The following is a 23,705-nucleotide window of genomic DNA, read 5'->3' as shown; positions in this document are numbered from 1 at the left end:
TATTGTGGACAGTGGGAGTTCTCAGAATGAGTCTCATATGTATTGTAACCTCTGTAATTCTCTCAGGTTTGATCTTCTATAGGTTTCCGCTTATTCCATTTATAATGGGAGCTTTCATGTTACTCTTGTGTTGGAGGGGGATAAAGGAGAATGAGGGAATTAAGGACAAATGACGTATGTCTTTGCATATCTGAAACCGTGGAGGGGAGGGGGTATGAGAAAGAGAGTGTTGTTTGTCATTTTGGTAGTTCTGGCGGGTGGTGGCTGTATATCTATCCATCACTCAACAATAGATGTCTTATCTTACTGGTCATCAATTACATCTTTCACCGCCCAGGAAACCATCAAAATCAACAACCAGACGTTCGAGAGCCGTGTCTCTTTCACAAAGCCTGATAAAATTATTAGGGAGGATTATGTTAATGGCTCCTTGGCTCAGAAAATCATAATAGAAAACGGCATTCAGACAGTAATTACATCTAGTGGAACTTTCACTCTGAACGCGACTCTTGATGATGTCAATGCCCTCGATCCCTTTGCGTTGATATTAAATAATCTCAACTCCTTCAACGTCACAAAGAATGGCAATAAGCTTCTCTTGACCCCTAAAACTCCTGGACTTCCAGCCTACACCGTAGAACTCAACGGAAAGCTGCCAAAAAGAATCATAATTCAGCAGGAAGGGCTGAGGATGGTCATTGAGTACAGAAGGATTAATGTGACCTCTTAGGGCGCTACTCCTTCTTGTTTACAATCTTCGCTGAGATCCATCTTCTTCCCTGTCCTTCATTTTTAACGACTAGAATATGTTCTCCACTAGGTATTTTAATGCTGTTGAATTCCACGCTCTGCACTTTCTCCCAGGCTTTATAATAGCTGAAAAATTCACCATTCTTCATCTTTTTGAAGTCCTCTTTTGTAAGGATGTACACACTTATATTTCCATCTGCCATAATGTAGCCGTTTAAAACAGAGTTTCCTGCTAAGTTATAGGTGTGGTAGTTCTTAAAACTAGTCTTCCACTCGTAGTTGATACTTCCATAGGTAGAAGTTATGTAATCCACAGCAAGCCCTATAGCGAGGAAAATAGCTATTGTTAGGATGATAACACTAACCCTCCTCATGAACCATCCCATTAAATATATGAAATACAATTTAAAAAAGTTTATTGGAGGTCTTAACTTTTTTCTTTTGAAGGCCTCGTCCTTTAGGGTGGGATGTAGTAATCGAAAAATCTATCCGAGCTTCAACCTTCAAAAGTCAAGATAAAAATCCTTAAAGAGTTAACTCTTATTGGCTCGAAAGTTTGGAAAGGCCTTGAAAGTTCAAACGCTTGGAAGTCCAGCTCAAGGGTAAACAGGGAAAATTAGAAATAACTTACGATCCAATAAGGCGGAAATCGAGGGTAAAGATGTCAATCAATCCTCCTTATGGCCCACGCATAGCTGGCCACTGCGACCATTGCCATTAGAACACTCCATATGAGAACGTAGATGAAGTCCCCTACAAGCTCTCCTGGGGGTCTTCCATAGATGTCCGAGAGCCTCAACACTTTTAGGGCCCTTCCTAGGGGGAAGTAGTGGGCTATGGGCCTTGCCCATTCTGGCATTATGCTTTCTGGGATTACTATACCAGCTAGGAAGAGAAGAGGCATGGAAACAAGGTTTACAACAGCTGGCGTTGACCTCTCACTCCTGGTGAGCATTACAATGGCCAATCCAAGGCTCATTGAAAAGACTGCAGCCGTGAATATAATCGCCCAACCAAAGAGACTTGGGAAAAGTGTTGCACCAAAAACTACCCTTGCATACCCTATTCCTATTATTATACTCACAATTATGGTTGTTAAGGTTGAAAGGCTCTTTCCAATTAAAAAATCCCAGGGCGTCGTTGGAGAGGCTGCTATCCTTCTTAGCGTTCCCTTAGTTATTTCTTCAAGCACGGAGCCTCCTATCATGAGCATCGTTGCAAAGAAGAACTGTATTCCTATGAAACTCGTTACGTAGAACTTTATTCCTCTCCCGCTCTCCCCGTGAATAATTTTCTCTTCAAGCACTATGGGCTCGGCAGTCGCGAGTAAATACTCCTTATATTCTGTTGGGATATACTGCATCATCATTTCTATTTTTCTAGCCCTGAATTCCCTTCCAACCTCGGAAAAGAAGCTTCTAATTATTGAACTTACTATTTGATAGTTCTGAGGATCAGTTTTATCAAAATAAACAAGAACTCTTCCCTGCAATCCAGAGGTTATGTTGATATCAAAATCTTCTGGAAAGAGAACAAGAGCTTTTATACTACCATGTTTTAATGCCTCAATGCCCAAGGATGCATTGGGAAACAGCTTAACATTGAACAACTGTGTTCCATTAATAGTTGAATTTTCCATAATTTCCGTTATGAGAGTAGAAATATTTCCTCCTGGGTTTACTACACCTACATCAACAGTTACGGGAGAACCTGGGCCACCCCACAGAGCCCCCATAAGGGTGACCCACATTAGGGGGAAAACAAATATCCAAAATACCACCATCTTTTCACGCCTGATTTCCTTCAAATCCTTTATGAGGATAGCCTTAATGGCTCTTAAATTCATTCTAACCTCCTCCCAGTCAGCTTTATAAAAACATCTTCAAGTGTTGGCTCCTCAACTCGAATTTCCTTTATAATACTTCCAGCTTTAATAAGATTCTCAACTATTTTAGGCAAAGCTTCTCTTGGATTCCTAACTCGAACTCTTATCTCGTTATCTTTTTCAATAAAGGGATAACTTATCTCTTCCAAACCTTTTAGGAGACCTTTAATCGTTATTATGCTTTCCTCACCAATAAGCCTCTTCAGCTCTTCGGGCGTTCCAATGGAAATTACTTTCCCCTCATTCATTATGGCAACTCTGTCAGCAAGCTCTTCTGCCTCCTCCATGTAGTGAGTGGCAAGAAGAACAGTCTTTCCATCCTTTTTGAACCCTCGAATGATTTCCCAGAAATCTCTCCTTGAAGGCACATCTAGTCCCGTTGTTGGCTCATCTAGGATTAGAATCTTAGGATCATATAAGAGAGCAATTGCTAAGTTTAAGCGTCTCTTGAATCCACCACTCAACTCCTTCGCTTTCTTTTTCTCTGGTAGAGAGAAAAGTTCGATAAGCTCTTTTATCCTCTCACGAGGAGCGTTGTATATGTCAGCATAGAACTCAAGGTTTTCCTTTACAGTTAGAAGATCATAGGCTATGCTTTCCTGGGGTACATAACCTATTAACCGCCTTGTCTCCCTTGAAAGAGTCCTTCCAAACACCTTAATTTCACCTTCATCATATTTCAATCCCTCTGCCAGAATTCTTATAAGTGTTGTTTTTCCAGCCCCATTAGGGCCAAGAAGGGCAAATATCTCTCCTTCATAGACTTCAAGAGTAATTCCCTTTAGAGCCTCAACGTTACCATAGCGCTTTTTAAGACCTTTTATCTCAAGTGCAATGATCATGTTCTCTCACTATTTTGGAAATTAGTTAAAGCTTCTAAAAAAGCTTGTTGTTTTTCTGGGATTCAGACGGATTATTTACAAAAAAGGAAAGGAATATTGGTAGCTATATTCTCTTCCCCTCTTTTACATAAACGACTCTTGCTCCAATTTCCTTTGCATGATCACTTATTCTTTCCAGATGGCGCATTATAAGTGCTTCAACAGGAGATGAAGTTTGATCTTTCAAGTTTTTAAGGGAAATAATATACAACTCATCAACTCTGTTGTCTATTTCTAAAAGTTTTCCAGCTAAAACTTCATCCAAATTTTCAAAAGCCTTTATTGCAGTTTTAACGGCTTCAATTGTTAATTCAAACCCTTCTTTGAGAATATCGCTCTCCTCAGCTTTAACTATTTTGACTGTCCTTTCTATTTCCATAGCATAGCGAGAAATCCTGTATAGGTCATAAGAAACATCTATAGAGCTCTGAATGAAGCGAAGATCTCCCGCTACTGGGGAATATCTTATGAGAAGCTCAGTTGCTATATCAAGGACTTCGTTTCTAAGAATGTGAAGTTTACTCGAGATTTCCACTGCTGAGTTAAGTTCTCCCCTGAGACTCTTTCTTGCACTTTCTAAGGATTTTATCGCCTCTTTACCCATTTCCCTTAGAAGTTTTTTAGTTGCTCCTTACCAATATCAAGGAGTCTTCTCATGTTATCACCTCACACAAGGTATAACATCGGAGTCTCCTCAACCCCCCTAGAGCCGAGAAAATAATAAACTGCGGAACGAAGAATGTTTTTCACATAACTAAAGAAGCTCTCTAGGTGTATTAAAGTTCCTACAACATATGGATCCTTTGTTCTAATGTAAGAGCTCCAAAGTTCATTAAACTCAAATTCAAAAAATGGAAGTTCATCTATTGGAATTTTCTTATCCTCTGTTAGTGCTTCAATACCTCTGAGAACCCAGGGACGGAAAAGTTTCATGGCCTCTTCTATAAGATTTCCCTGTTCTTCAGATTTGTGGAGTTTAAGCAAAACTTCAATTCGTGATAAGTGCCTCATCATTCTGTAGAGATCGTAATTTACATTGAGGGCTGACCTGACAAAGCGAAGCTCGGTTGCCATGGGATGATATCGAAGGAGTATTTCTATTAGAATGTCGTTGAGATTCTCACTGATATAGGCAACTTCCCATAGAATGTTTTCAATTTCTTCACGTGCTTCTGTGTTTAAAAGCTCCATGCTATTTATTACATAGTCACCTTCTGTTTTCAAGAGGTTCCGAGCTTTTTCCAAAGCTTTTTTCTTCATCCAAGAGCCCCCGTAACGTACTTTTCGGTTAATTCATGCTCTGGATTCTCAAATACCTTTCTAGTAGGGCCAACCTCTATTAATTTGCCTAAATAAAGGAACGCTACATAATCAGCAATTCTTGCAGCTTGGGCAGGTGAGTGAGTAACAAGAACTATCGTGTAGTCTGTCTTGAGTTCTAGAAGAAGTTCCTCTATTTTTGCTGTTCCTACTGGATCAATATTTGCTGTAGGCTCATCCATTAGAAGAATATCTGGCTTCATTGCAAGAACTCTTGCTATAACCAATCTTTGCCTTTGGCCGCCCGAGAGGTTTCCAGGATAGTCATTTAGCCTATCTTTAACCTCTTCCCAAAGAGCTGCTTTTTTAAGGGCCCATCTAACTCTTTCATCTAGCTCTTTTTGAGACTTAACTAATTTATTTAGCTTAACCCCAATAGCCACATTCTCATATATGGTCAGATGAGGAAAAGGATTTGGATACTGAAAAACCATTCCTACCTTTTTCCTTACTTCTATTGGGTCAACATCTTCCGAGTATATATTCTTTCCAAATATCCTAACTTCTCCTTCCACCCTTGCATCTTGATTCAGCTCTATGAGTCTGTTAAATGTTCTCAATAACGTACTTTTTCCACAACCGCTTGGCCCCATTATAGCGAATATACCCCTTTGAGGTATCTGGAGATTTATCCCTCTAAGCACATGGTTTCTTCCATAATATACGTGGAGATTAATTGTTTCTATTGCAAACTTCATAGTTTCACCTCCTTTAAGCTGAGGCGTATTGGGATAAATATTCCAAGAAAAATCGCAAGAAGAACAAGAGAAGCACCCCAAGCTGTAGCGTGGTCTGCGGGATTTGGGCTTTGAACGAGTTGGTAAATCAAGAGAGGTATAGCACCGATGGGCTCAGTTATAGATGAAGGATAACTTTCATATAATCCTCCAGCAGTAAAGAGCAATGGTGCAGTTTCTCCAGCGGCTTTGGCCATTCCTATAAGGATACCTGTCAAGATGCCACGTTTTGCCATTGGAACTAGAACTCTAAAGATGACCTTTGCTCTAGTGAGCCCTAAGGAAAAGCCCGCTTCTCTGTAAGTTTGGGGAATTTCTCTTAAGGCTTCGTGCGTGTAGATAGCTACATAGGGAGTAAGTATTATCGCCAGTGCCAAAGCTCCAGCAAATGCAGAATAAGTTCCCATAGGAACAACTATGGCTCTCATTACGAAAACTCCTACAAGAATTGTTGGGAACTCTATCATTATCTGGAGAAGAGTTTTGACCCACCGACCAAGAGTGCTCCTTGGATTTTCGTAGACATAGACTCCAACAAGAAAGGCTATCGGAACACCTAGAAGTGCAGACAAAAACGTGAGAACGAAACTTCCAACTATCGCGGGACCAATACCTCCTTCGCTGAGAGTTCCTGTGATGAACTTTGAGCCCTTTTCTAATATAACTGGAAGACCCTTAAGCAAGACAGTTATTATTATGTGGAATAGTGGGATGAAAGTTAAAGTGGCTAGAATGCCAATACTAAAGAAGAATATCTTTTCCTGCATCTTTCTATTAAAGCCTAACACTTTCCTCCCACCTCTTGAGGATTTTAAGACCAATAACATTAACTACCAGTCCAATTACGAAGAGAGTCAACCCTGCTGCAAAGAGAACAGGAGTCATGTATTCATATATGAAGGCATTGCCAAACTGGTTAGCTATTAGAGATGAAATAGTGTAGCCTGGGGCGAATAGGGCTAGTGTAATATTAAAGGTGTTGCCTATTACAAGGGAAACTGCGACAGTTTCGCCAATAGCTCTTCCAAAGGCAAGTATGGTTCCAGAAATTATGGCAGGCTTTATGTATCCGAGTAAGATTTTTGTTGCCTCATATCTTGTTGCTCCAAGAGAGTAAATGGCTTCTTTGTATGTTAAGGGAACCATGTTATAGGCCTCTCTTATTATAGCCGAGGCAAAGGGAGTGATCATTATGGCCAGTAAAACACCAGCTGAAAAGTAGCTATAACCTCCAACAGGGGGATAGGAGAAAAAGGGCAAAAACGATAAATATCTATAAAGAGGCTTCATAACTAGATCTCTTAGGAAGGGAACTAAAAAGAATGCTCCCCATATTCCGTAGATTATTGTCGGTAAGCCAGCCATTATATCTGAAAGTATTGTGAAGAAGTTTTTCAGCTTCTTTGGTGCATAGTCAACGATAAATATTGCATAGGCTACCGATAGGGGAAGGGCTATTATGATTGCTATAATAGATGTGTAAATACTTCCCCATATGGCCGCTGCTATTCCATATACTTCTTTACTTGGTTCCTCTGCTGCCTTCCAGACGTTTTTTAAGTATAGGTCAAGACCATATTTATGAAGTGCTGGAAGAGCATTAGTAAAATACAGGAAGAGCATCCCAGCAAATAACAAAAAAACTATGATAACTGCTGGATATGTAGCAATTTTAAATATATCAATCTTTTTCAAGGCTCCACCACCTCTGTTAGCCTTTTCATTTGAGAAAAGTCTCTGCTTATTTCTTGAAGAACCTCCACATTTAAGAGAACGGAATTCTCTTTGTTGTATCTTCTAATCTCTAAAACAGCTCTTTCAGGATTTGTTAGTTCAAGAACTCTTTCAACGTAGGAGAAACCAATAATTCCTTCTCCTATTGGTTTGTGTTCATCTCGGAAACCATTATTATCATGCAAATGGAGGTGGGTTGTGTAGGGGAAAAGCATTTCAAACTCATCCACTCGAAGACCCGTGCGTATCGCAGTTAGAAAAGCATGACCTATATCAAAGCACACTTCAAAGCCCTCTTTTGCAAATGAGAGAACTTCGTGCGGTAATGCTCCAATTCTGCCTTCAAAAAGATTTTCCACCACTATTTTAACTCCACTATCCTCTGTTATGGGCTTCAGTTCTCTAAGGTTTCTTAGAGTATTTACATATGCCTTTGTGTAGCTTTCCTTTATATCTCCCCCATGTACAACAATAACACTTGCATCAAGATATTCTGCAACTTTGATAATTTTTTTCATTCTTTTTATAATGGGGGTTTTTCTATATGTGCCCAGGTCTATTGGGAAATATTCTCCAAAGTCTATAGGAAAGTTTTTTCCGTCAGATGTAGGCGCATGAATGGTAAATTCTATTCCAAGGCCACTTAAGTCTTTGAGGATTTTCATATTTATTTCTCCATCATTCTTTATTATCTCAGCGTCATCAAAACCGAGCTCTACAAAGTCAACATTAAGTTCATCTAACGAAAATCCTCTTCCAGTTATTTCCCTCACTATATACGAATTAACACCTATTTTCATGATTCATCACCAAAAAAATTAAATAATGAGAAGTTAGGACTCTTGTAGAATCAGGAGCACGTCTCCCAACTCGATTATGCCGTTATTATTCATGTCGACTTTCCTTTCAAGTTCAGTATCTACCCTTTCCCCAAGCAACATCATTAAGGTCACATATGCATCTTGCTCATCCACTTTGAAGTCTCCGGTTATATCTCCTTTAACTCCACTTATTCCCAAGATGGTAACGGGAATATCTTTCTTCCCAAAGAGCATTAGCTTGGCAATTAGCTTTGCCGTATCTACATGGTGTAAAAAGCCTGCAAAATTCTCTGCACCTGGGCCGTAGGCTAGAAGTGAAACAGGAGCTCCTGTATGTTTGTGGGATACAAAACCTACACCAACGCGTTTGTTTATAATATCAGCTATTGCATTTTGAAGCGCATATTCGTCTGCTAAGTTTATAGCTTCCTCAATGTAATTAATTTCGTCCTCTGTTAGCTCGAATCCAGTATATTTTTTGATAACTCTCTTTATGTCATTCGTTGCCCTTATTTCACTAGCAATTTTCGACACACTAGCGTTTATGTTCCTGATGACATCTTCATTAATTGCATCTCCATATGTTAGACCTAATCCAAGCCCCCCTGTCTCATGGTCAGCCAGCACTATTACTAGTGTATCTCCCCTCTTTTTTGCATACTCAAGAACATATCCAACAACGTCATCAAACTCCTTAGTCTCTGCAACAACTGATGCTATATCATTCTCATGAGCTGCATGATCAATTCTGCCCCCTTCAATCATGAGAAAGAACCCATTTGGATTTTTCTCTAGTATTGAAATTGCTTTTTTAGTCATTTCCAAAAGTCCAACATCTTCTGGTTTTCTGTCCAATACGTAAGGAATGTGGCTATCTGCAAAAAGCCCTAGAATAAACTCACCCTCTGCTTTCTCGAGCTCTTCTTTCGTGAAGACTATATTATATCCCTGTTCTTTTGCCATTTTTAGGGTATTCTCGTCAAATTTCTTTCTCCCTCCACCTAATAGGACGTTGACCCGGTGAGCTATGAGCTGTCTCGCTATTTCCTCTTCCATATCTCTGTCAGGAACGTGGGAAGCAAATACTGCAGGGGTTGCGTGTGTAATTCTAGTAGTAGTCACAAGTCCAGTTGATTTTCCAAGTACCTGGGCTATTTCAAGCAAGGTAGTTAGATTTGTAACTTTTCCAGTTATGTTAGTAACTGAAATCATTCGATTATATGTTTTGACTCCAGTTGCTATTGCAGTTCCTGCTGCAGCGGAGTCCGTAACTTCCCCACTTAATGACTCAGTAAGTTCGAATCCAATAATTGGGAACTCTTCCATGTTTAGATGACCATAAACAAGCTTTGTAATCTGGACATGACTCATTCCCATGCCGTCTCCAATGAGGATTATTATATTTTTAATACCGCTCTCTTGGGAATCGTATGCGAGATTCAAATTGGTAGAAATAAGTAAAAGTAGAAGCAAACTACTAATAGTTATTTTCTTCATTTTTTCACCTCCTTTAACCTGTTTCTATCATCTCAACTGCCTTAAGACCTATTTCGGCAACTTCAGGTGGGAGACCTACGTAGCCTGGAGCAATATTCTCTGGTTTCTGTCCCTCTGTTAAAACCCATCTAAGAAAGTCCTTAATCGCTTGAGCCTTCTCTTTACTGTAGTGCTTTCCTCCCTTATTCTGCCAGACGAGAAAGTGTGTAAAAGCAACTATCGGGTATGAATTTTCTCCGGGAGCATTGAGAAGTTGCCTAATATCCTCTTTATACCCCTCAGCGGGATCGGGTATAAAGGCCTTAACTGCGGCTACTGCAGCTTTTATTGTCTCCTCGGTAGGTTTGACGAAGTTTCCGGCTTTGTTTTTGAGTGCTACTATCTTGAGATTTTCCTCTATTGCAAAAGATAGCTCAGTGTATGCTATACTATATGGGGTGTTCTTTAAGGCCTGAACAACTCCTGGGTTGCCTTTTGCACCAATTCCCCTTCCAACTTTGTCAACTGGCCAATCCACAGTCTTTCCGGCTCCTACTTTTGTGGCCCATTCTTCACTGACTAAGCTCAAGTAAGTGGTAAAAATTGCAGTGGTTCCACTCGAATCACTCCTATGAATTACTATTATTTTTTCGTGAGGAAGGTTTACATTAGGATTAAGGGACTTTATTGCTGGATCATCCCAATACTCTATTTGGCCCATAAAGATTTTCGCTAAGGTCTCTCCATCGAGCTTTAGCTCATCAACATTTGGAATATTGTGAACGACGACTACAGCACCGACAACTATAGGAAACTGAAGGGGCTGATCACCAGTTTCAAGGAACTTTTTCCACGTGGATTCTTTAACTGGGGGGTCTGTTCTTCCTATATCTGTAAGGCCCTTTAGAAATGCTTCTTGACCATGCCCACTTCCACCACCTTCATACTCGATCTTAACGTTTGGGTTCTTTTTTGTATATATGCTAATCCACTTTTGGAGCTGATATTGGGGAAAAGTTGCACCTGTTGTGCGAATCGTTATTATCTCAGTTTTAGAAGTTGCTTGAGGGACATTGGATGCATTTCCCTCGGATATACAACCGCTTGCCACTAAGGAAAGCCCCAAGGCAAAAATAATAAATATTGTTGCTAGCCTCTTCACGATACATCACCAAGAAATAGAGAAAATTCAGAAAATATAAGCATTGTCGAAATAAAACATATCTGAACAAAGAATCTATATAGATATATATTCTCTATTTCACTACATACAAGTGAACCATTAACCCACCATGCCCAATCACCCTGTGATGGATAATTTCAAAGCCATTCTCGGCTATTGCCTCTTCTATTGCTTTTTTCTCAGTAGTTATGAAGACGCCACGCTTCTCCAAAACTTTTGCCAATTCATTAAAAAACTTCATATAGAGATCTGGAATCATGCTCTTTTTTCCTATCTTCAACCCATAAGGAAGGTTACTTATAGCGAAATCAACACTGTCAACGTATTGAGAAAGTTGAGTGGCATCCCCTTGGATGAATTTAATTTTGTCCAGAACTCCCGCGGCAAGAGCGTTCATCTCCGCCCCGATTAAGTGCTTCCTATACTTCTCAATTCCAATGATTTCTCCAGAATACCTCCTTAGAGCGAGCTCAATTAGAATTGTACCACTTCCACACATTGGATCCAAAACACTCCCTCCATCAAGCTCAGCAAGCTCTATCATTGCATTTGCTATGCTTGCCTTTAAGTGGGCTGGGTGATCATAAACTCTCCAAGGCCTTTTGTGAAGTGAGCTATCTCCAGTTGTATCAATTCCCAGGAAAAATACGTCTTTAATTAGCTCTGCCCTAAAAATTACTGCTGGATGATCAAGATTCACCAGAGGAGTTCCAAAACGCGATAACCTCTCAAAAATAGCTTCACCAACAGTTCTAGCAATATCTATGCTAGTTATATTGTGGTCACCTTTTCTAAATGATCTAACAGCAAATGTTTCACTTACCTTTACGAACTGTTCAACTGGAAGTGATGATACAAAATCCTTAATTCTCTTTAAGGCTTCCTCTGACTCATCTTTTTCAATCCCATTGAATTTTTCACTCGCGATCTCAATAATAACTCTGTGAAGAAGTCGGGAATTCTCATTAAGGTAAGTTGAAATGCTCAACTCTCTCTTTCTTCCCTTTTCATCCACATAGTAAGCTTTTTCAGCTTCAAGTAGCAGCCTTCCTTCAATACCCAAAGGCTTCTCTTCTATTTGAAACGAAATTCCAAGCTTTTTTAATAGTAGAGAAACTTCTCTTTTAGCTATATCCTCAATCCCTTGGGCTGTTGTGAGCAAAAACTTCATAGTTCAAAGTACTTTAGGGCTATCTTTTAAATTTTCTCAAATCTAAATTTTCAAGCGGCTGAATACAAAAATACTTTTAATATGTAAAAAACTTTAAACAAAATGACGAAACAAAGTAGAGGTAATGAGATGAAATTTCCCACTAAAACTCTCATGAAAGTAGCGGCAGTTTACGCCTGTGTGTTTCTTGCAATAATCCTAGTTGCCGGTATTACAGCAAATAGGCTAACCTGGGAGTACGTTAATGAGGCTGTCCTCACTTTTCAAGTAAAGAACCCGAGTTTTTATGAAGAGCTCAAGCAAAATGCCACTAGAGAAGGCATAACTGTTGAAGAGTACTATTATCGTCTACTTGCGAAGGCAAAAGGGATTAGAGCTGATAATCTTCTTTTTATGGGTATTGACCTACTTAGAAAAAGTATTGCATACTATCGAGAAAATCCAAAACATGACATTATCCATGCAACAAAGGTTACCCTTATCGTTATGGGGCTTGCCATAGCCTTAATTATTATATTAGCGTTGTCATTAGGATTTAAGCTGGCAAATAGTCAATACCTGGGAACTGTTGAAGGACTGGCTCGGTTTTTTAGTGGAATCCCTTCTTGGTGGGTCGGAGCAATTCTACTAGCTGTTTTTGCAGTTAAGATTAATATTTTTCCAGTTGGAGGTCTAAGAAGTTTCCCAACCGAAAAAGGCTTTTTGGCTTTTCTAGATTTTCTTTGGCACATTATTTTACCCATTGTTACATTGGTCCTCATTTATGTGTGGGAATTCACGATAACTGTTGCTTATGAAGTTAGAAATGAAATTGGAAAGCCGTATATTCTTACAGAAAAAGCTAAAGGGTTACCCGAGAAAGTAATATATTGGAAACACGTACTTAAAAATGTCTCCATAGTTCTAAGCTCTTTTACTGTTCAAAAATTTATTGAGATGTTCACAGATTATATTGTCATAGACGTGCTCTTTAGCCTTGGTGGAATTGGAACGCTTTTTAAAGCGAGCTTTGTTAGAACAGTTGTGCCAAATGTGGGGGTCGTGATAAGTTTTGACTATCGCCTCTTTTTTGTAGTTGCTCTCTTAATATCTGCCATATCTTTCATACTATCACTTCTGCTCGAACTCCTTAAAGGAATACTTGATCCGAGGGTGAGCTAAAATGAAGAGGAAAATCGGAGTAGTATTGCTTGTTCTCCTGGGTCTCTTTGTAGTTTTGTCAAATCTCAGTGTAAGTAGTGATGAAATTGCCAATTGGGTAAACACTAATTATTGGAGAAACAATCCCAAAAAAGCCTATCCATCTTGGTACTGCCTATTTAGTGAGAGAACACCCACAGTTTTCCTAAAGGGTTCAGAGATTGAAAGAGATGGTTTTAGAATGTATCAATTCCTTTACAATCACACATACAAAGACGAACCAAGTGACATTAGGTTTTATAATCTTTCCCAGGGAGAAAAGGTTGAAATTGTAGTTCTAAGACCTGATGGAATATTGGTTCCTCTTTACAATGACACTGCAATAAGTAGCAATTTAACTCTGAACATCGACATGAGAATGGAGGTAATCTCTACCATTTCTAGTGTTTTCAATCTTAGCAGAGAAGAATATGTTTTCACTCCTCCAACTAAGCTTCTTTTTTCTAGCTACAAAGGAAAAACCCTCAAAGGAGAATATGTATTTGAAATTCGAATAAGGGGAAACTCCACGTCATTTGTTGAAATCCTTGGAACTTGCTATGGCATCCTGGGAACAGACTCTTACGGTAGAGACATGTGGGTTGGATTTGTTAAAGGAATGAACAACACACTCTATTTTGCATTCTCCACTACTTTCATCACAGTAGTCTTAGGAGCTTTGCTAGGTCTTCTCTCAGGCTATTTCGAGGGAAGAGTGGCTGGACTATTAACTTTTTTGCTGGAGGTCTTGATAGCTCTTCCAATGCTTCCTTTCCTTGTCCTTCTTGTCTGGCTTTCATCAACTCAGGGAGTAGGCCTCGAAGTAGAAATAAACCCGTTGGTTTTAATGCTTTTTATCGCCATTCTATCCTTAGGAAAGTTTGCAAAAACAGTTAGAATGATAGTTATGAAAGAAAAAGTAAGTGAATACGTCAAAGCCTCAATAAGTGTAGGTGCTAGCTCGTTGTGGATTATAAGAAGGCATATATTTCCAGTTATTAGAGAATTCTCTTTCAGACACTTCACTATTCTTCTTCCAAAGATGGTTGCTCTTGTCTCCGTTCTTGGATTCTTTGGCCTTATTCCAGGGACTAATTGGGGGGTCTTTCATGATTGATGCAATGAATGAGGGAGCAATCTATGGCGGGTATTGGTGGTGGATACTTCCCCCAGGCCTTTTTATGGCAGCTTTAAGTGCAAGTTTTGTCTTAATTTCTTCCAACAAATGATTATTCTAGAATTGCCACTATTCCCTTCCATTTCTTTCCAAAGCATTCTGCTGAGATTACTGTTTTTCCAGTGACTTTTTCGATAAACTTCAATGCGTTTGGACACTTCTTAAATCCCGTAGCTATTGCTACAGTGAATTCATCTATTTGGATTGTCCCAAGCCTCTTTTCACTTCCCAAATACTCTTCTAGCTTTTTTCCAAACTTCCATAGTATCATCCTGGGCTCTGTAATTTTCTCTTTTTTGATGTATTCAAGGATATCATGAAAGCTTGGCAAATATTCCTCTTCTCTTTTTTCTTCTTTTCCAAATAAAGTGAATCTTCCAGTTTGCCACTCACGAAGAAACCACCTTGCGGTTTCTTCAATATCTACTTCACCACCCGCCTTTATAAGACCCCTTCTTTTTCCTATCTCCTCTAGAATTTCCTCCTCGTTTTCAAACTTCTCAATTCCAAATTTCTCTGTTATAGCTTCTTTTCTTGTTTCAAGAATTCTCTTGATTAACTTTAATGCAGGCTTTACAGGATCCCTGATTTTATCTGCCGGAAATCCTCCTTTAATAACTAACTCATCAAAGTCATCTATTGGAACAACACCTGGGGTGTCTAGTAGCCATATCCTTTTAGTTAATCTTATGAGTTGCTTTCCCTTCGTATACCCAGGAATTGGAGCTGTTCCAACTGCATGTTTACCTTTTAACACATTTATTATCGTGCTCTTCCCGACATTTGGATATCCAATTAGAGCGACTTTCACCTTCTCTTTGTCTATCTCTTTAGCCAATTTCTTCAGTTCCTTTCGAAAGATACCAGTTCCCTTCCTTTCTCTAGCTGAAATAAACACAACTGGAATTTCGCTTTTCCTCTTATATTCTTCAGCCCAGTCTTTAGGGACTAAGTCTGCTTTATTCATAACCAATAGAAGCTTTTTACCGCTCTCTAAAACCATCCTTTCAAGTTTCCTGTTTCTGGTTCCTATGGGATCCCTAGCATCGACTACCTCAACAACTATATCTGCCTCATTGATGACCTCCTTTACTATTGCCCATGCCTTCTTCTGCTTCACTTCTGACCACCTCAATTTCAAATATCACTGTTCCACCTTCAGTATAGGGGGGACCTGGGTCTAGACATTGAACATATGCTTTTCCATTCTTTCCGAGACCTACCTCTTCCGGCTTTACGCCTTTTCTTAGAGCTACTAAGTATGGAATTAGAGAGGCAAATGCGTGTGTGCAAATTGCATCTGTTTCTTTGAGGTTCACTTTTGGACCATCTATTACCATTTTGTCTCCAATTTTAAACACTGGGCATTTTCCTCTAATTTCTCTTACTCTTATTATTACTCTCTCCATGCATTTAGTTTCGTGATGAAAATATTTAAATTGATTTGGGTGAGATCATTATTAGCAAAATCTTAAATAAAGGAAGAGATAAATAGATGTTATAGAGTTAAAGATCACTACGGTGGTGTTGACAGTGGCGGAAGACATCGAAGCTAAGATTAGAAGATTGAGAGAACTGGGAAAAATAGCTGAGAGTAAAGAAGAGACTCCAACCCCAACTCCTGCTAAACCTCCAAGAAGAAGATTTTCAAGGATTGGGACCCTTAGAGAAAAGGAAAGAAGAAAAAGAGTCATCATTGGTGCTGTTGTGTTATCAGTTATAATAATTGCGGGTGTTTTTGCTATATATATGTATTTTGAAAACAAAGCTGTTAGGGAGCTTGAAAATGCAAAAAATGCTAAAATAGCAGAGGTAAATGCTTGCTTTAAGGGAGAATTGGCCAACGATACAGTAAAATTCCAGCTCATAAACAAGATAATGGCAGCGAAAAGTATTGAAGAGCTTGAAAAAATTAACGTAAACCAAATCTGTGAACAAAGAAAGAAAGAGCTTGAAGAAGAGAGAATTAGAGCTGAACAGGAGAGATTGGCCAAAGAGTTAGCGCAACTTAAGAATGATACAAAAGAGTCTATAAAAGCAGCATTTGGTCCTTTATTGCAAGTAGAAGTTCCCGATGAAATTAAGAAGAAAATAGTAAGTACACTCAACGATCTTCTGTCTAAGGTAGATAGTGCAAAAACCAAAGATGAAGTCCTAAGCATTAATGTAGAAGATTATCTGCTACCTCTTTGGAAAGAGGTATACATTTACAAGATTGACTCAATGCCAACCTCTAAGGTCATCTTAAAGAAAGGTGAGGAAAAGAGGATGTATACAAAGGAAGAGGCAAAGCTTATTATCAATAGAATTGGCAGTCTAAGTGAGCTATTGGAATATAACGTTGAAAAAGTAGAACTAGTGCAAGTCGCTCTAGTTCTCAGCAGGGAGAACGTAGTTGGAGGATTCATTGCCCCAGGAGATGAAGTGAAGGTGTATGCTAAGAATGGAACGACTTTCCGAGAAATTGTACCTGAGGGATACGTTGTTACAGCACTACTCTCAACTGATGCTGGTAGGATAACGGTTAGTGAATCACAGCAACAAACAACAACGGCGTCTTCTACATCTTCAACATCCTCCCAACAAATATCATCGACGAGTTACTCTCCAGGTGATGTTACTTATCAGAATTCTCAGCAATCCCAGACCCAATCTTCTGTAACACAAACCACAAGCGAGAGTTTGTCCTCAACTTATACCTATTCAGTCAACTTAGGGGAAATTCTCAAGGCTATAGCGGCAGGAAAGATAAAGGCTCCTGAATCTGTTAGGGCTCAATTGAGCAATTATGGATGGGAAGTGCTTGATCTAGAACAAGAATTTAAGTTCTTGGCATTACCAGAAGATACAAGATTGCTAGTAATAATTGAAGTTCCAAGTGAATTTGTACCCGAAATTCTTAACTGGAAAGACTCCATTGTGGTAGCAAAAGTCTCGAGGTGATAACATGAGGAAAGGAATACTTATATTTGCTCTTATTTCCTTTTTGCTACTTAACACTCCTGTATTAGCGCAGGAGCCTTTGAACAATATTGATTTGCAACCTTTCCTCAAGCTTACAATGAACGTTACTCTCGTAAATACTGGTGAATATCCAAAGTTTATAGCCGTAAATCCAACATATGATTTCAAAACGTTTAGAGAGGGAGATGAATATCTTCTTCACAACACAACAGACTTAATTCAGCTTTCAAAGGCAAATCTTATACTTAATAAGAGGGTAGGATTTTGGATTTATCCTCATGAAGTCCTAAAGGTGGAATTTTCAATAAATATCCCCATGGATTTGGGGGAGTTGTATCTTCAAGACTATGCGGATTTGTGTTATCCCGACTACACTATAACATGGTCAACAAAGAGAATTACATATCCCCCATCTCTTGGCGTAGGCCCACTTTGTGAGGTTGTATACCCCCACCTTATTAATTATCCAATCTTAGTAGATCTAACATCATTTATCCAAGTTAGAGATCCGGAGATAGTAATCTATTCATACTCTGGGGAAGTGGAATTCACTATTACAAATAGAGGACCAAAAACAATGTTTGCCGTTGCACTCCCTCTAATTCCAGTTGATGCTAAAATCTATAGCATAACTCCCAACCCAGACATGAACTACACTGAGTATATGGGTAAATTCTTGCCTACTTATCTTAAATCCCAAGTTCAAAATGCTAAATTCAATTTGACTCAAGAATCTGTACTTTTTGAGTACACTGATACGCTATTATCTACAATGAGCTCACAACAAAATCTTATTCAAAACAGTATAACAACTAACGAAGATATAGTTGACTATCCCATCTGGATTGTGGTATTGGGTGAGAATTCAAGCTTTGATATTAAATATAAGTTCCAATGGGAGTTTACGAGGTGAGAAAGAACATGGAAGAAGATAAAAAGAAAAAGAAATCCTGGATTGATGAGATACTTAGTAGTGATAATTTGAGCTTGGAATCTATACTAAAAAAGAGTGAGGAAGAAAAGCCAAAAAAGGTTAGTGTAGAATCTAAATCCCTCTCACTAGGAGATATTCTTTCTGGCAGGGTTAAGGAGGAAGAAAAGAAAAGAGAGGCATCTCCACTCCAATCTTTACTAGGAGGAGGTCCACCAAAATTAGAGGAAATTTTGAAAAAAGAAGAACCTAAAAGAGAGGAGAAAAAACCCAAAATCGAAAGAGGGGCTCTGGGTCTTCAGGAGATATTAGCGGGCACAACACCAAGAACTACCTCCTATGCAGGAGAAGTGAGAGTCTTAGACGTTTACGGAAATATCAGAATTTTAAAGGTAAAAGGAGAACCTGTTCCTATTTATGAAATTAATATGCCAAAGCTAAGTAAGGAAGAGGAAAGGCTTGTTAAGATGGTTCGAGATAGGGCTATAGTTGAAATACAAATAGATCCAGAATCAATACCAAATCCTGAGGAAAGGAGGAAAGTGTTCCTTAGAGAAGTAAGAAGAATGGTAAAAGAGATGGCCCCAACCTTATCGGAAGGAAGAGTAGAGCTCATATCAGAACTCATTGTTCAGAATATGATTGGGTATGGAAAAATTGATCCACTTGTTAGAGACGATAATCTTGAGGAAATAATGGTCATAGGAATAAACAAGCCTGTTTATGTGTGGCATAGACGTTTCAACATGTGTAAGACTAATATTGTCTTCACAGACGAGCGTGAACTTTTAACTATTATAGAAAGGATAGCTAGAGAGGTTGGAAGGAGAATAGATCAACAGAATCCTCTTTTAGATGCAAGATTGCCCGATGGTAGCAGAGTTAACGCTACATTACCTCCTATAAGTCTTGATGGACCAACACTCACAATTAGGAAATTCAAGAAGGATCCTCTAACAATTATTGACCTGATTAGATTTGGAACTCTAAACTCTGAAGTTGCAGCATTTTTATGGCTCTTGGTAGATGGGCTTGGAGTTAAGCCAGCAAATATCTTAGTGGCAGGAGGAACTGGTTCAGGTAAGACAACAACTCTAAACTCTCTAGCAATGTTTATTCCACCTAGCGAAAGAGTAATAAGTATAGAGGACACTGCAGAGCTTCAGCTTCCAATAGAGCACTGGGTAAGGCTTGAAACTAGACCTCCAAACGTTGAAGGGAAGGGAGAAATTACTATGGATGACCTCGTAAAGAACACTTTAAGAATGCGTCCAGACAGAATCATTGTGGGTGAAGTGCGTGGACCTGAAGCAAGAACAATGTTTACGGCAATGAATACGGGACATGATGGAGCACTTTACGATTTCTCTGTCATCCAACTATCTAATGGTAGATTTGTACTTATAGGAGATTTAGTCGAGGAATTATTCAAGAAGTATGCCGAGAAAATTAAAACATACAAAGACCTTGAGTACATAGAGCTTAACGAGGAAGACCGTTTTGAAGTTGTTAGTGTTAGTCCAGATTTGAAGGCAAATAAACATGTTGTCTCAAGAGTTTGGAGAAGAAAGGTCAGAGAGGGGGAAAAGCTAATACGCATAAAGACGAGAACTGGCAACGAAATAATCCTCACTAGAAATCATCCGCTATTTGCCTTCTCCAATGGAGACGTAGTCAGAAAAGAGGCCGAGAAGCTCAAAGTTGGGGATAGAGTTGCAGTGATGATGAGACCTCCTTCACCTCCTCAAACTAAAGCTGTAGTTGACCCTGCAATTTACGTGAAAATAAGTGATTACTACCTTGTTCCGAACGGAAAAGGTATGATAAAAGTTCCTAACGATGGTATTCCTCCAGAAAAGGCCCAATATCTTCTTTCAGTAAATTCATATCCTGTAAAATTAGTCAGAGAAGTTGATGAGAAGTTATCCTATCTCGCTGGAGTTATACTCGGTGATGGGTATATATCATCGAATGGATACTACATCTCAGCTACATTTGACGACGAAGCTTACATGGATGCCTTTGTCTCTGTAGTCTCGGACTTTATCCCTAACTATGTCCCCAGTATAAGGAAGAACGGAGATTACACAATTGTAACTGTTGGCTCGAAGATTTTTGCTGAAATGCTCTCAAGGATATTTGGAATACCAAGGGGCAGAAAATCTATGTGGGATATTCCAGAGGTAGTACTTTCAAATGACGATCTTATGAGATACTTCATAGCTGGACTTTTCGACGCTGATGGGTACGTAGATGAAAATGGGCCCTCCATAGTCCTAGTAACAAAGAGTGAAACCGTGGCAAGGAAGATTTGGTACGTTCTTCAGAGGTTGGGGATCATAAGTACAGTTTCCCGTGTAAAGAGCAGAGGGTTTAAAGAAGGCGAGCTGTTCAGGGTAATTATTAGTGGTGTTGAAGATCTTGCTAAATTTGCAAAATTCATACCCCTACGTCACTCAAGAAAGAGGGCCAAACTTATGGAGATATTAAGGACTAAGAAGCCATATCGGGGAAGAAGAACTTACCGCGTGCCGATATCCAGTGATATGATAGCTCCTCTCCGTCAAATGTTGGGATTAACTGTTGCAGAGCTGTCTAAGTTAGCGTCTTATTATGCAGGGGAAAAAGTTTCTGAAAGCCTAATTAGGCATATAGAAAAGGGAAGGGTCAAAGAGATAAGACGCTCTACGCTCAAGGGGATTGCCCTTGCTCTCCAGCAGATAGCTAAAGATGTGGGTAACGAAGAAGCTTGGGTGAGAGCCAAGAGGCTTCAATTGATAGCTGAGGGAGATGTTTACTGGGATGAAGTCGTAAGTGTTGAGGAAGTTGATCCGAAGGAGCTTGGCATTGAGTACGTCTATGACCTCACGGTTGAGGACGACCACAATTATGTGGCAAATGGCATACTAGTCTCAAACTGTATGGGAACTATTCACGCTAATTCAGCTAGAGAGACCATAATTAGGCTTGAGAGCCCTCCAATGAGCGTTCCCAGGATTATGATTCCAGCATTGGATATAATTATTATGCAGGTTAGATACCACTCAAGAAAGAAGGGAACACTAAGAAGGATAACCGAGATAGCAGAAGTTTCTGGGATTGAAGGAGAGAGTATCCAACTTAACTTCCTCTATAAGTATGATCCCGCGAAAGATGAACTAATTAGAACAGAAGTTCCAAGTAGATTTATTCAGACCCTCTCCTATCATACTGGTCTTAGCATAGAAGAACTTAAATGGGAAATTGAGAAGAGAAGATTAATTTTAGACTGGATGATAGAGAAAGGAATAAGGAGAATTGATGAGGTCGGTTATTACATTAAAGAATTCTATATTGACGAAGAAGAGCTATTAAAGAAAATTGAAAGAGAAGCCGAAACAATTGAAACAAGTAAGAGAGCAAAGGAATTCATCTAGTGAGGGAGGGTTATGGGGATTGTAGAGGGAATTATTAATTTCTTAGATAGATTGGGCGGAAAAACTCTAGAGGTAGTTGAGATTCCAACTCGTAGAATCTCTACCGAGGGAATGTCAATAAGGGAGAGACTTGAGCTTTTAAAAAAGATGAGAGAGGAAATAGAGAAAGAAAAAGAGTCAGAAGAAGAGAAACTTATTGAAGATACCATAGAGTGGCGTGAGAAGACTCTTAGACAGATTTCTCTATCCGAAAGAATTGCCGATGGTGTTCTAAAATATCTAAAAGGTCCAGTTTCCTCTCTAAGTTCTTCAATTAAAGGACTTGACATAGACTTATACAGGGCTAACATAAACATGAGTAGAGAGAGGTATGTGGCTTTAATGCTTGGAGTTGCCATATTAGTGGGCATATTTTCATTTGCATTCTCCCTAATCTTATATCTTCCAATTGACATCTCAATATTGGTAAGCCTCCTCGGATTTATAGGGGGATTTTGGTACATGAGATACTATCCAAGAGTTGTATGGAGAAGAAGGGTTGCGGAGGTTGAGAAAGCCCTTCCCTATGTTCTGAGACATATTGCATCTCTCTTAAGTGCAGGAATAGGTATTGCAGAGGCATTTGTTTCTGTGGCTAAAGCCGATTATGGAGTTATCTCAGAGGAGTTCTATCTTATTGTCCAAGATATGCACAAAGGGGCTAGCTTTGAAGATGCTCTATCAAAATTTGAGATGAAGATGGCGTCTGAAAATGTAACTAGAGTTACAAAGCAGATACTAAGAGCAATCAAGTTTGGTGGAAATTTGGCAGATATCCTTTATAAGATGGCCGATGAATTTGCATTTGAGTACAGGTTAAAGCTCATGGAATACGTCCAAAAAATTAATGGTTTATCTTTTGTGTATATGTTCTTGAGTGTAATAATGCCAACGTTGTTCATAGTTGTTATACTTGCTGGATCAATCCTTTCGAGAACCTTGGTAATATCAATTCCTGGGCTTGTGGCAATAATGTTATTCGCATTCCCAATGCTATCTTTGATAATGATAACAATGATTAAGAGAGCTGAACCCAGGTGAGGTGAGTAACGTGGCTGAAGAGAGAAGAGCTGGTAGATCAACCACTGCATTTACTGATGCCCTGGAGAAAATTTTGCCCAGTAAATTCCTCAAGCGCTATGATCTCTTTTTATATTCCGCAGGCATAGACTTTAGAGCCTCTGAATATCTTGTTATATCACTCTTTATCGGGATAATCCTGGGAATAGTGATCTACATCTTCTCCTCTTCCATTCCTGGATTACTAGTGGGAATTTTGGCTGGTTTTGGAGGATTTGGGTACTTCTACCCCTACATTAGAATCACAAGAAGGATTGAAGACATGGAAAAAGCTCTTCCAGATGCATTCTTTTATTTAGCTGGATCTCTAAGAGCCGGTGTGTCATTCTCAGAGGCCTTAGAAGAATTAGCCTCAGCGAAATTTGGGGCCTTGACCTTAGAGTTTAGAAGAACTGTTTCAGAGATCAAGAGAGGAAGGCCTACTGTTGAAGCATTAAGAGCCTTTGCCCTAAGGAACAAGAGATCTCCAGTCATATACAGATCAACCATGATAATTATTGAGGCCTTAGAAAGAGGAGCTCCCATGGCCGATGTGCTTGTGGCAGTGGCAAATGACGTAAGAGAAATAATAAGAATCCAGAAAGAAAGGAAGGCATCTACTGGAATGCAGATGATGTTCTTCCTTGTTTCAAGTGGATTTGTTGGTCCTTTTATAGTAGCTGTAGTTTCGAACATCGCAAGAGGCATGATTGGAAGTGGAATGGGCCTTTCTATTCCAGTATCTGAACTAACCCTTGTACTTTGGCTGTTTTCAATAGTCCAAGGATTCATTAGTGGAATTGGGATTGGAATTATAAGGGAGGGGAAGTTCTCAGCTGGAATTCGCTATGGAGTTCTGCTAGCAATTATGGCGGGGGCAGTTTTCTGGGGAGGAACGAAGGTCAACATTGGAGGGTTGTAGTTTCTATTATTTTATCTCCATAAACCGTTTAAATTCTCATTGCATTAGATATAGTGACGA

General features: G+C 39.3%; 22 protein-coding genes. 8 read left to right on the top strand and 14 right to left on the bottom strand.

From position 1 onward, the window contains the following. The first annotated feature begins 214 nt into the window (after positions 1-214). Positions 215-730 (top strand): hypothetical protein, encoded by a 516-nt coding sequence (locus ACMFNG_RS07730; RefSeq protein WP_223208965.1) that lies wholly within the window; start codon positions 215-217, stop codon positions 728-730. Positions 731-734: 4 nt separating this feature from the next. On the opposite strand, the gene ACMFNG_RS07725 is transcribed toward ACMFNG_RS07730, so the two are convergent. From ACMFNG_RS07725 to trm14, 12 genes are all read right to left on the bottom strand, one after another. Then, positions 735-1,136, bottom strand: coding sequence for a hypothetical protein (locus ACMFNG_RS07725; protein ID WP_223208964.1), 402 nt, complete (start codon positions 1,134-1,136; stop codon positions 735-737). 278 nt (positions 1,137-1,414) lie between these two features. Continuing rightward, on the bottom strand, positions 1,415-2,596 hold the full coding sequence (locus ACMFNG_RS07720) for an ABC transporter permease (RefSeq protein WP_011012149.1): 1,182 nt from the start codon (positions 2,594-2,596) through the stop codon (positions 1,415-1,417). Next, the gene (locus tag ACMFNG_RS07715) at positions 2,593-3,477 is read right to left on the bottom strand and encodes an ABC transporter ATP-binding protein (RefSeq protein ID WP_011012148.1); all 885 of its coding nucleotides are present in this window, start codon (positions 3,475-3,477) and stop codon (positions 2,593-2,595) included. The genes ACMFNG_RS07720 and ACMFNG_RS07715 overlap by 4 nt, the downstream gene beginning before the upstream one ends. 103 nt (positions 3,478-3,580) lie before the next feature. Then, positions 3,581-4,120 (bottom strand): phosphate signaling complex PhoU family protein, encoded by a 540-nt coding sequence (locus ACMFNG_RS07710; protein WP_011012147.1) that lies wholly within the window; start codon positions 4,118-4,120, stop codon positions 3,581-3,583. A gap of 62 nt (positions 4,121-4,182) precedes the next feature. Further along, positions 4,183-4,776 carry a PhoU domain-containing protein gene (locus ACMFNG_RS07705; RefSeq protein WP_011012146.1) on the bottom strand — a complete coding sequence of 198 codons (594 nt, stop codon included), beginning with the start codon at positions 4,774-4,776 and terminating at the stop codon, positions 4,183-4,185. After that, complete coding sequence (locus ACMFNG_RS07700; protein ID WP_011012145.1) at positions 4,773-5,534, bottom strand: phosphate ABC transporter ATP-binding protein; 762 nt, start codon at positions 5,532-5,534, stop codon at positions 4,773-4,775. The genes ACMFNG_RS07705 and ACMFNG_RS07700 overlap by 4 nt, the downstream gene beginning before the upstream one ends. Further along, positions 5,531-6,361, bottom strand: coding sequence for a phosphate ABC transporter permease PstA (pstA, locus tag ACMFNG_RS07695; protein WP_014835305.1), 831 nt, complete (start codon positions 6,359-6,361; stop codon positions 5,531-5,533). Before pstA ends, ACMFNG_RS07700 begins: the two co-directional genes overlap by 4 nt. Continuing rightward, positions 6,348-7,196 (bottom strand): phosphate ABC transporter permease subunit PstC, encoded by an 849-nt coding sequence (pstC, locus tag ACMFNG_RS07690; RefSeq protein ID WP_011012143.1) that lies wholly within the window; start codon positions 7,194-7,196, stop codon positions 6,348-6,350. The genes pstA and pstC overlap by 14 nt, the downstream gene beginning before the upstream one ends. A gap of 68 nt (positions 7,197-7,264) precedes the next feature. Continuing rightward, complete coding sequence (locus ACMFNG_RS07685) at positions 7,265-8,107, bottom strand: TIM barrel protein (RefSeq protein ID WP_288073250.1); 843 nt, start codon at positions 8,105-8,107, stop codon at positions 7,265-7,267. A 33-nt stretch (positions 8,108-8,140) separates the two neighbouring features. Next, a complete protein-coding gene (locus tag ACMFNG_RS07680) occupies positions 8,141-9,625 on the bottom strand; it encodes an alkaline phosphatase (protein WP_011012141.1) in 1,485 nt (494 codons plus the stop codon). A gap of 13 nt (positions 9,626-9,638) precedes the next feature. Continuing rightward, positions 9,639-10,766 (bottom strand): phosphate ABC transporter substrate-binding protein PstS, encoded by a 1,128-nt coding sequence (pstS, locus tag ACMFNG_RS07675; RefSeq protein WP_011012140.1) that lies wholly within the window; start codon positions 10,764-10,766, stop codon positions 9,639-9,641. A 94-nt stretch (positions 10,767-10,860) separates the two neighbouring features. Next, positions 10,861-11,958: a tRNA (guanine(6)-N2)-methyltransferase gene (gene trm14, locus ACMFNG_RS07670; RefSeq protein ID WP_011012139.1), complete on the bottom strand. Its 1,098-nt coding sequence runs from the start codon at positions 11,956-11,958 to the stop codon at positions 10,861-10,863. A gap of 102 nt (positions 11,959-12,060) precedes the next feature. Here trm14 and ACMFNG_RS07665 point away from each other — a divergent pair, with 102 nt between their 5' ends. Continuing rightward, positions 12,061-13,119: an ABC transporter permease gene (locus tag ACMFNG_RS07665; protein WP_223208963.1), complete on the top strand. Its 1,059-nt coding sequence runs from the start codon at positions 12,061-12,063 to the stop codon at positions 13,117-13,119. 1 nt (position 13,120) lies between these two features. After that, the gene (locus tag ACMFNG_RS07660; protein WP_011012137.1) at positions 13,121-14,254 is read left to right on the top strand and encodes an ABC transporter permease subunit; all 1,134 of its coding nucleotides are present in this window, start codon (positions 13,121-13,123) and stop codon (positions 14,252-14,254) included. A gap of 112 nt (positions 14,255-14,366) precedes the next feature. Here the strand turns inward: ACMFNG_RS07660 and ACMFNG_RS07655 are convergent, their stop codons facing one another. Beyond that, positions 14,367-15,434: a GTPase gene (locus ACMFNG_RS07655; protein ID WP_011012135.1), complete on the bottom strand. Its 1,068-nt coding sequence runs from the start codon at positions 15,432-15,434 to the stop codon at positions 14,367-14,369. Next, a complete protein-coding gene (locus ACMFNG_RS07650) occupies positions 15,388-15,723 on the bottom strand; it encodes a TIGR04076 family protein (RefSeq protein WP_011012134.1) in 336 nt (111 codons plus the stop codon). The genes ACMFNG_RS07655 and ACMFNG_RS07650 overlap by 47 nt, the downstream gene beginning before the upstream one ends. A 124-nt stretch (positions 15,724-15,847) precedes the next feature. Here ACMFNG_RS07650 and ACMFNG_RS07645 point away from each other — a divergent pair, with 124 nt between their 5' ends. From ACMFNG_RS07645 to ACMFNG_RS07625, 5 genes are read left to right on the top strand one after another with little or no spacing between them, the layout of a single operon-like run. Next, complete coding sequence (locus ACMFNG_RS07645; RefSeq protein WP_011012133.1) at positions 15,848-17,257, top strand: DUF515 domain-containing protein; 1,410 nt, start codon at positions 15,848-15,850, stop codon at positions 17,255-17,257. Between the two features lie 4 nt (positions 17,258-17,261). Further along, complete coding sequence (locus ACMFNG_RS07640; protein WP_288073258.1) at positions 17,262-18,191, top strand: hypothetical protein; 930 nt, start codon at positions 17,262-17,264, stop codon at positions 18,189-18,191. Between the two features lie 8 nt (positions 18,192-18,199). Then, on the top strand, positions 18,200-21,625 hold the full coding sequence (locus ACMFNG_RS07635; RefSeq protein ID WP_430515133.1) for an ATPase, T2SS/T4P/T4SS family: 3,426 nt from the start codon (positions 18,200-18,202) through the stop codon (positions 21,623-21,625). A 12-nt stretch (positions 21,626-21,637) separates the two neighbouring features. Beyond that, the gene (locus ACMFNG_RS07630; RefSeq protein WP_011012130.1) at positions 21,638-22,705 is read left to right on the top strand and encodes a type II secretion system F family protein; all 1,068 of its coding nucleotides are present in this window, start codon (positions 21,638-21,640) and stop codon (positions 22,703-22,705) included. Between the two features lie 10 nt (positions 22,706-22,715). Next, the gene (locus ACMFNG_RS07625; protein ID WP_011012129.1) at positions 22,716-23,645 is read left to right on the top strand and encodes a type II secretion system F family protein; all 930 of its coding nucleotides are present in this window, start codon (positions 22,716-22,718) and stop codon (positions 23,643-23,645) included. The last annotated feature ends 60 nt before the right edge of the window (positions 23,646-23,705 follow it).

The sequence above is a fragment of the Pyrococcus woesei genome (assembly GCF_050496105.1).
In the GTDB taxonomy this organism is placed as follows: domain Archaea; phylum Methanobacteriota_B; class Thermococci; order Thermococcales; family Thermococcaceae; genus Pyrococcus; species Pyrococcus furiosus.
Note: the sequence above shows the minus strand (reverse complement) of the source record. Positions and strands in the feature narration are given on the sequence as shown.

Excerpts from the sequence above, each read along its gene's own strand:
- ACMFNG_RS07730 (WP_223208965.1), top strand. The coding sequence starts at position 215 with ATGAGAAAGAGAGTGTTGTTTGTCATTTTGGTAGTTCTGGCGGGTGGT.
- ACMFNG_RS07725 (WP_223208964.1), bottom strand. The coding sequence starts at position 1,136 with ATGGGATGGTTCATGAGGAGGGTTAGTGTTATCATCCTAACAATAGCT.
- ACMFNG_RS07720 (WP_011012149.1), bottom strand. The coding sequence starts at position 2,596 with ATGAATTTAAGAGCCATTAAGGCTATCCTCATAAAGGATTTGAAGGAA.
- ACMFNG_RS07715 (WP_011012148.1), bottom strand. The coding sequence starts at position 3,477 with ATGATCATTGCACTTGAGATAAAAGGTCTTAAAAAGCGCTATGGTAAC.
- ACMFNG_RS07710 (WP_011012147.1), bottom strand. The coding sequence starts at position 4,120 with ATGGGTAAAGAGGCGATAAAATCCTTAGAAAGTGCAAGAAAGAGTCTC.
- ACMFNG_RS07705 (WP_011012146.1), bottom strand. The coding sequence starts at position 4,776 with ATGAAGAAAAAAGCTTTGGAAAAAGCTCGGAACCTCTTGAAAACAGAA.
- ACMFNG_RS07700 (WP_011012145.1), bottom strand. The coding sequence starts at position 5,534 with ATGAAGTTTGCAATAGAAACAATTAATCTCCACGTATATTATGGAAGA.
- pstC (WP_011012143.1), bottom strand. The coding sequence starts at position 7,196 with ATGCTCTTCCTGTATTTTACTAATGCTCTTCCAGCACTTCATAAATAT.
- ACMFNG_RS07685 (WP_288073250.1), bottom strand. The coding sequence starts at position 8,107 with ATGAAAATAGGTGTTAATTCGTATATAGTGAGGGAAATAACTGGAAGA.
- ACMFNG_RS07680 (WP_011012141.1), bottom strand. The coding sequence starts at position 9,625 with ATGAAGAAAATAACTATTAGTAGTTTGCTTCTACTTTTACTTATTTCT.
- trm14 (WP_011012139.1), bottom strand. The coding sequence starts at position 11,958 with ATGAAGTTTTTGCTCACAACAGCCCAAGGGATTGAGGATATAGCTAAA.
- ACMFNG_RS07665 (WP_223208963.1), top strand. The coding sequence starts at position 12,061 with ATGACGAAACAAAGTAGAGGTAATGAGATGAAATTTCCCACTAAAACT.
- ACMFNG_RS07660 (WP_011012137.1), top strand. The coding sequence starts at position 13,121 with ATGAAGAGGAAAATCGGAGTAGTATTGCTTGTTCTCCTGGGTCTCTTT.
- ACMFNG_RS07650 (WP_011012134.1), bottom strand. The coding sequence starts at position 15,723 with ATGGAGAGAGTAATAATAAGAGTAAGAGAAATTAGAGGAAAATGCCCA.
- ACMFNG_RS07640 (WP_288073258.1), top strand. The coding sequence starts at position 17,262 with ATGAGGAAAGGAATACTTATATTTGCTCTTATTTCCTTTTTGCTACTT.
- ACMFNG_RS07635 (WP_430515133.1), top strand. The coding sequence starts at position 18,200 with ATGGAAGAAGATAAAAAGAAAAAGAAATCCTGGATTGATGAGATACTT.
- ACMFNG_RS07630 (WP_011012130.1), top strand. The coding sequence starts at position 21,638 with ATGGGGATTGTAGAGGGAATTATTAATTTCTTAGATAGATTGGGCGGA.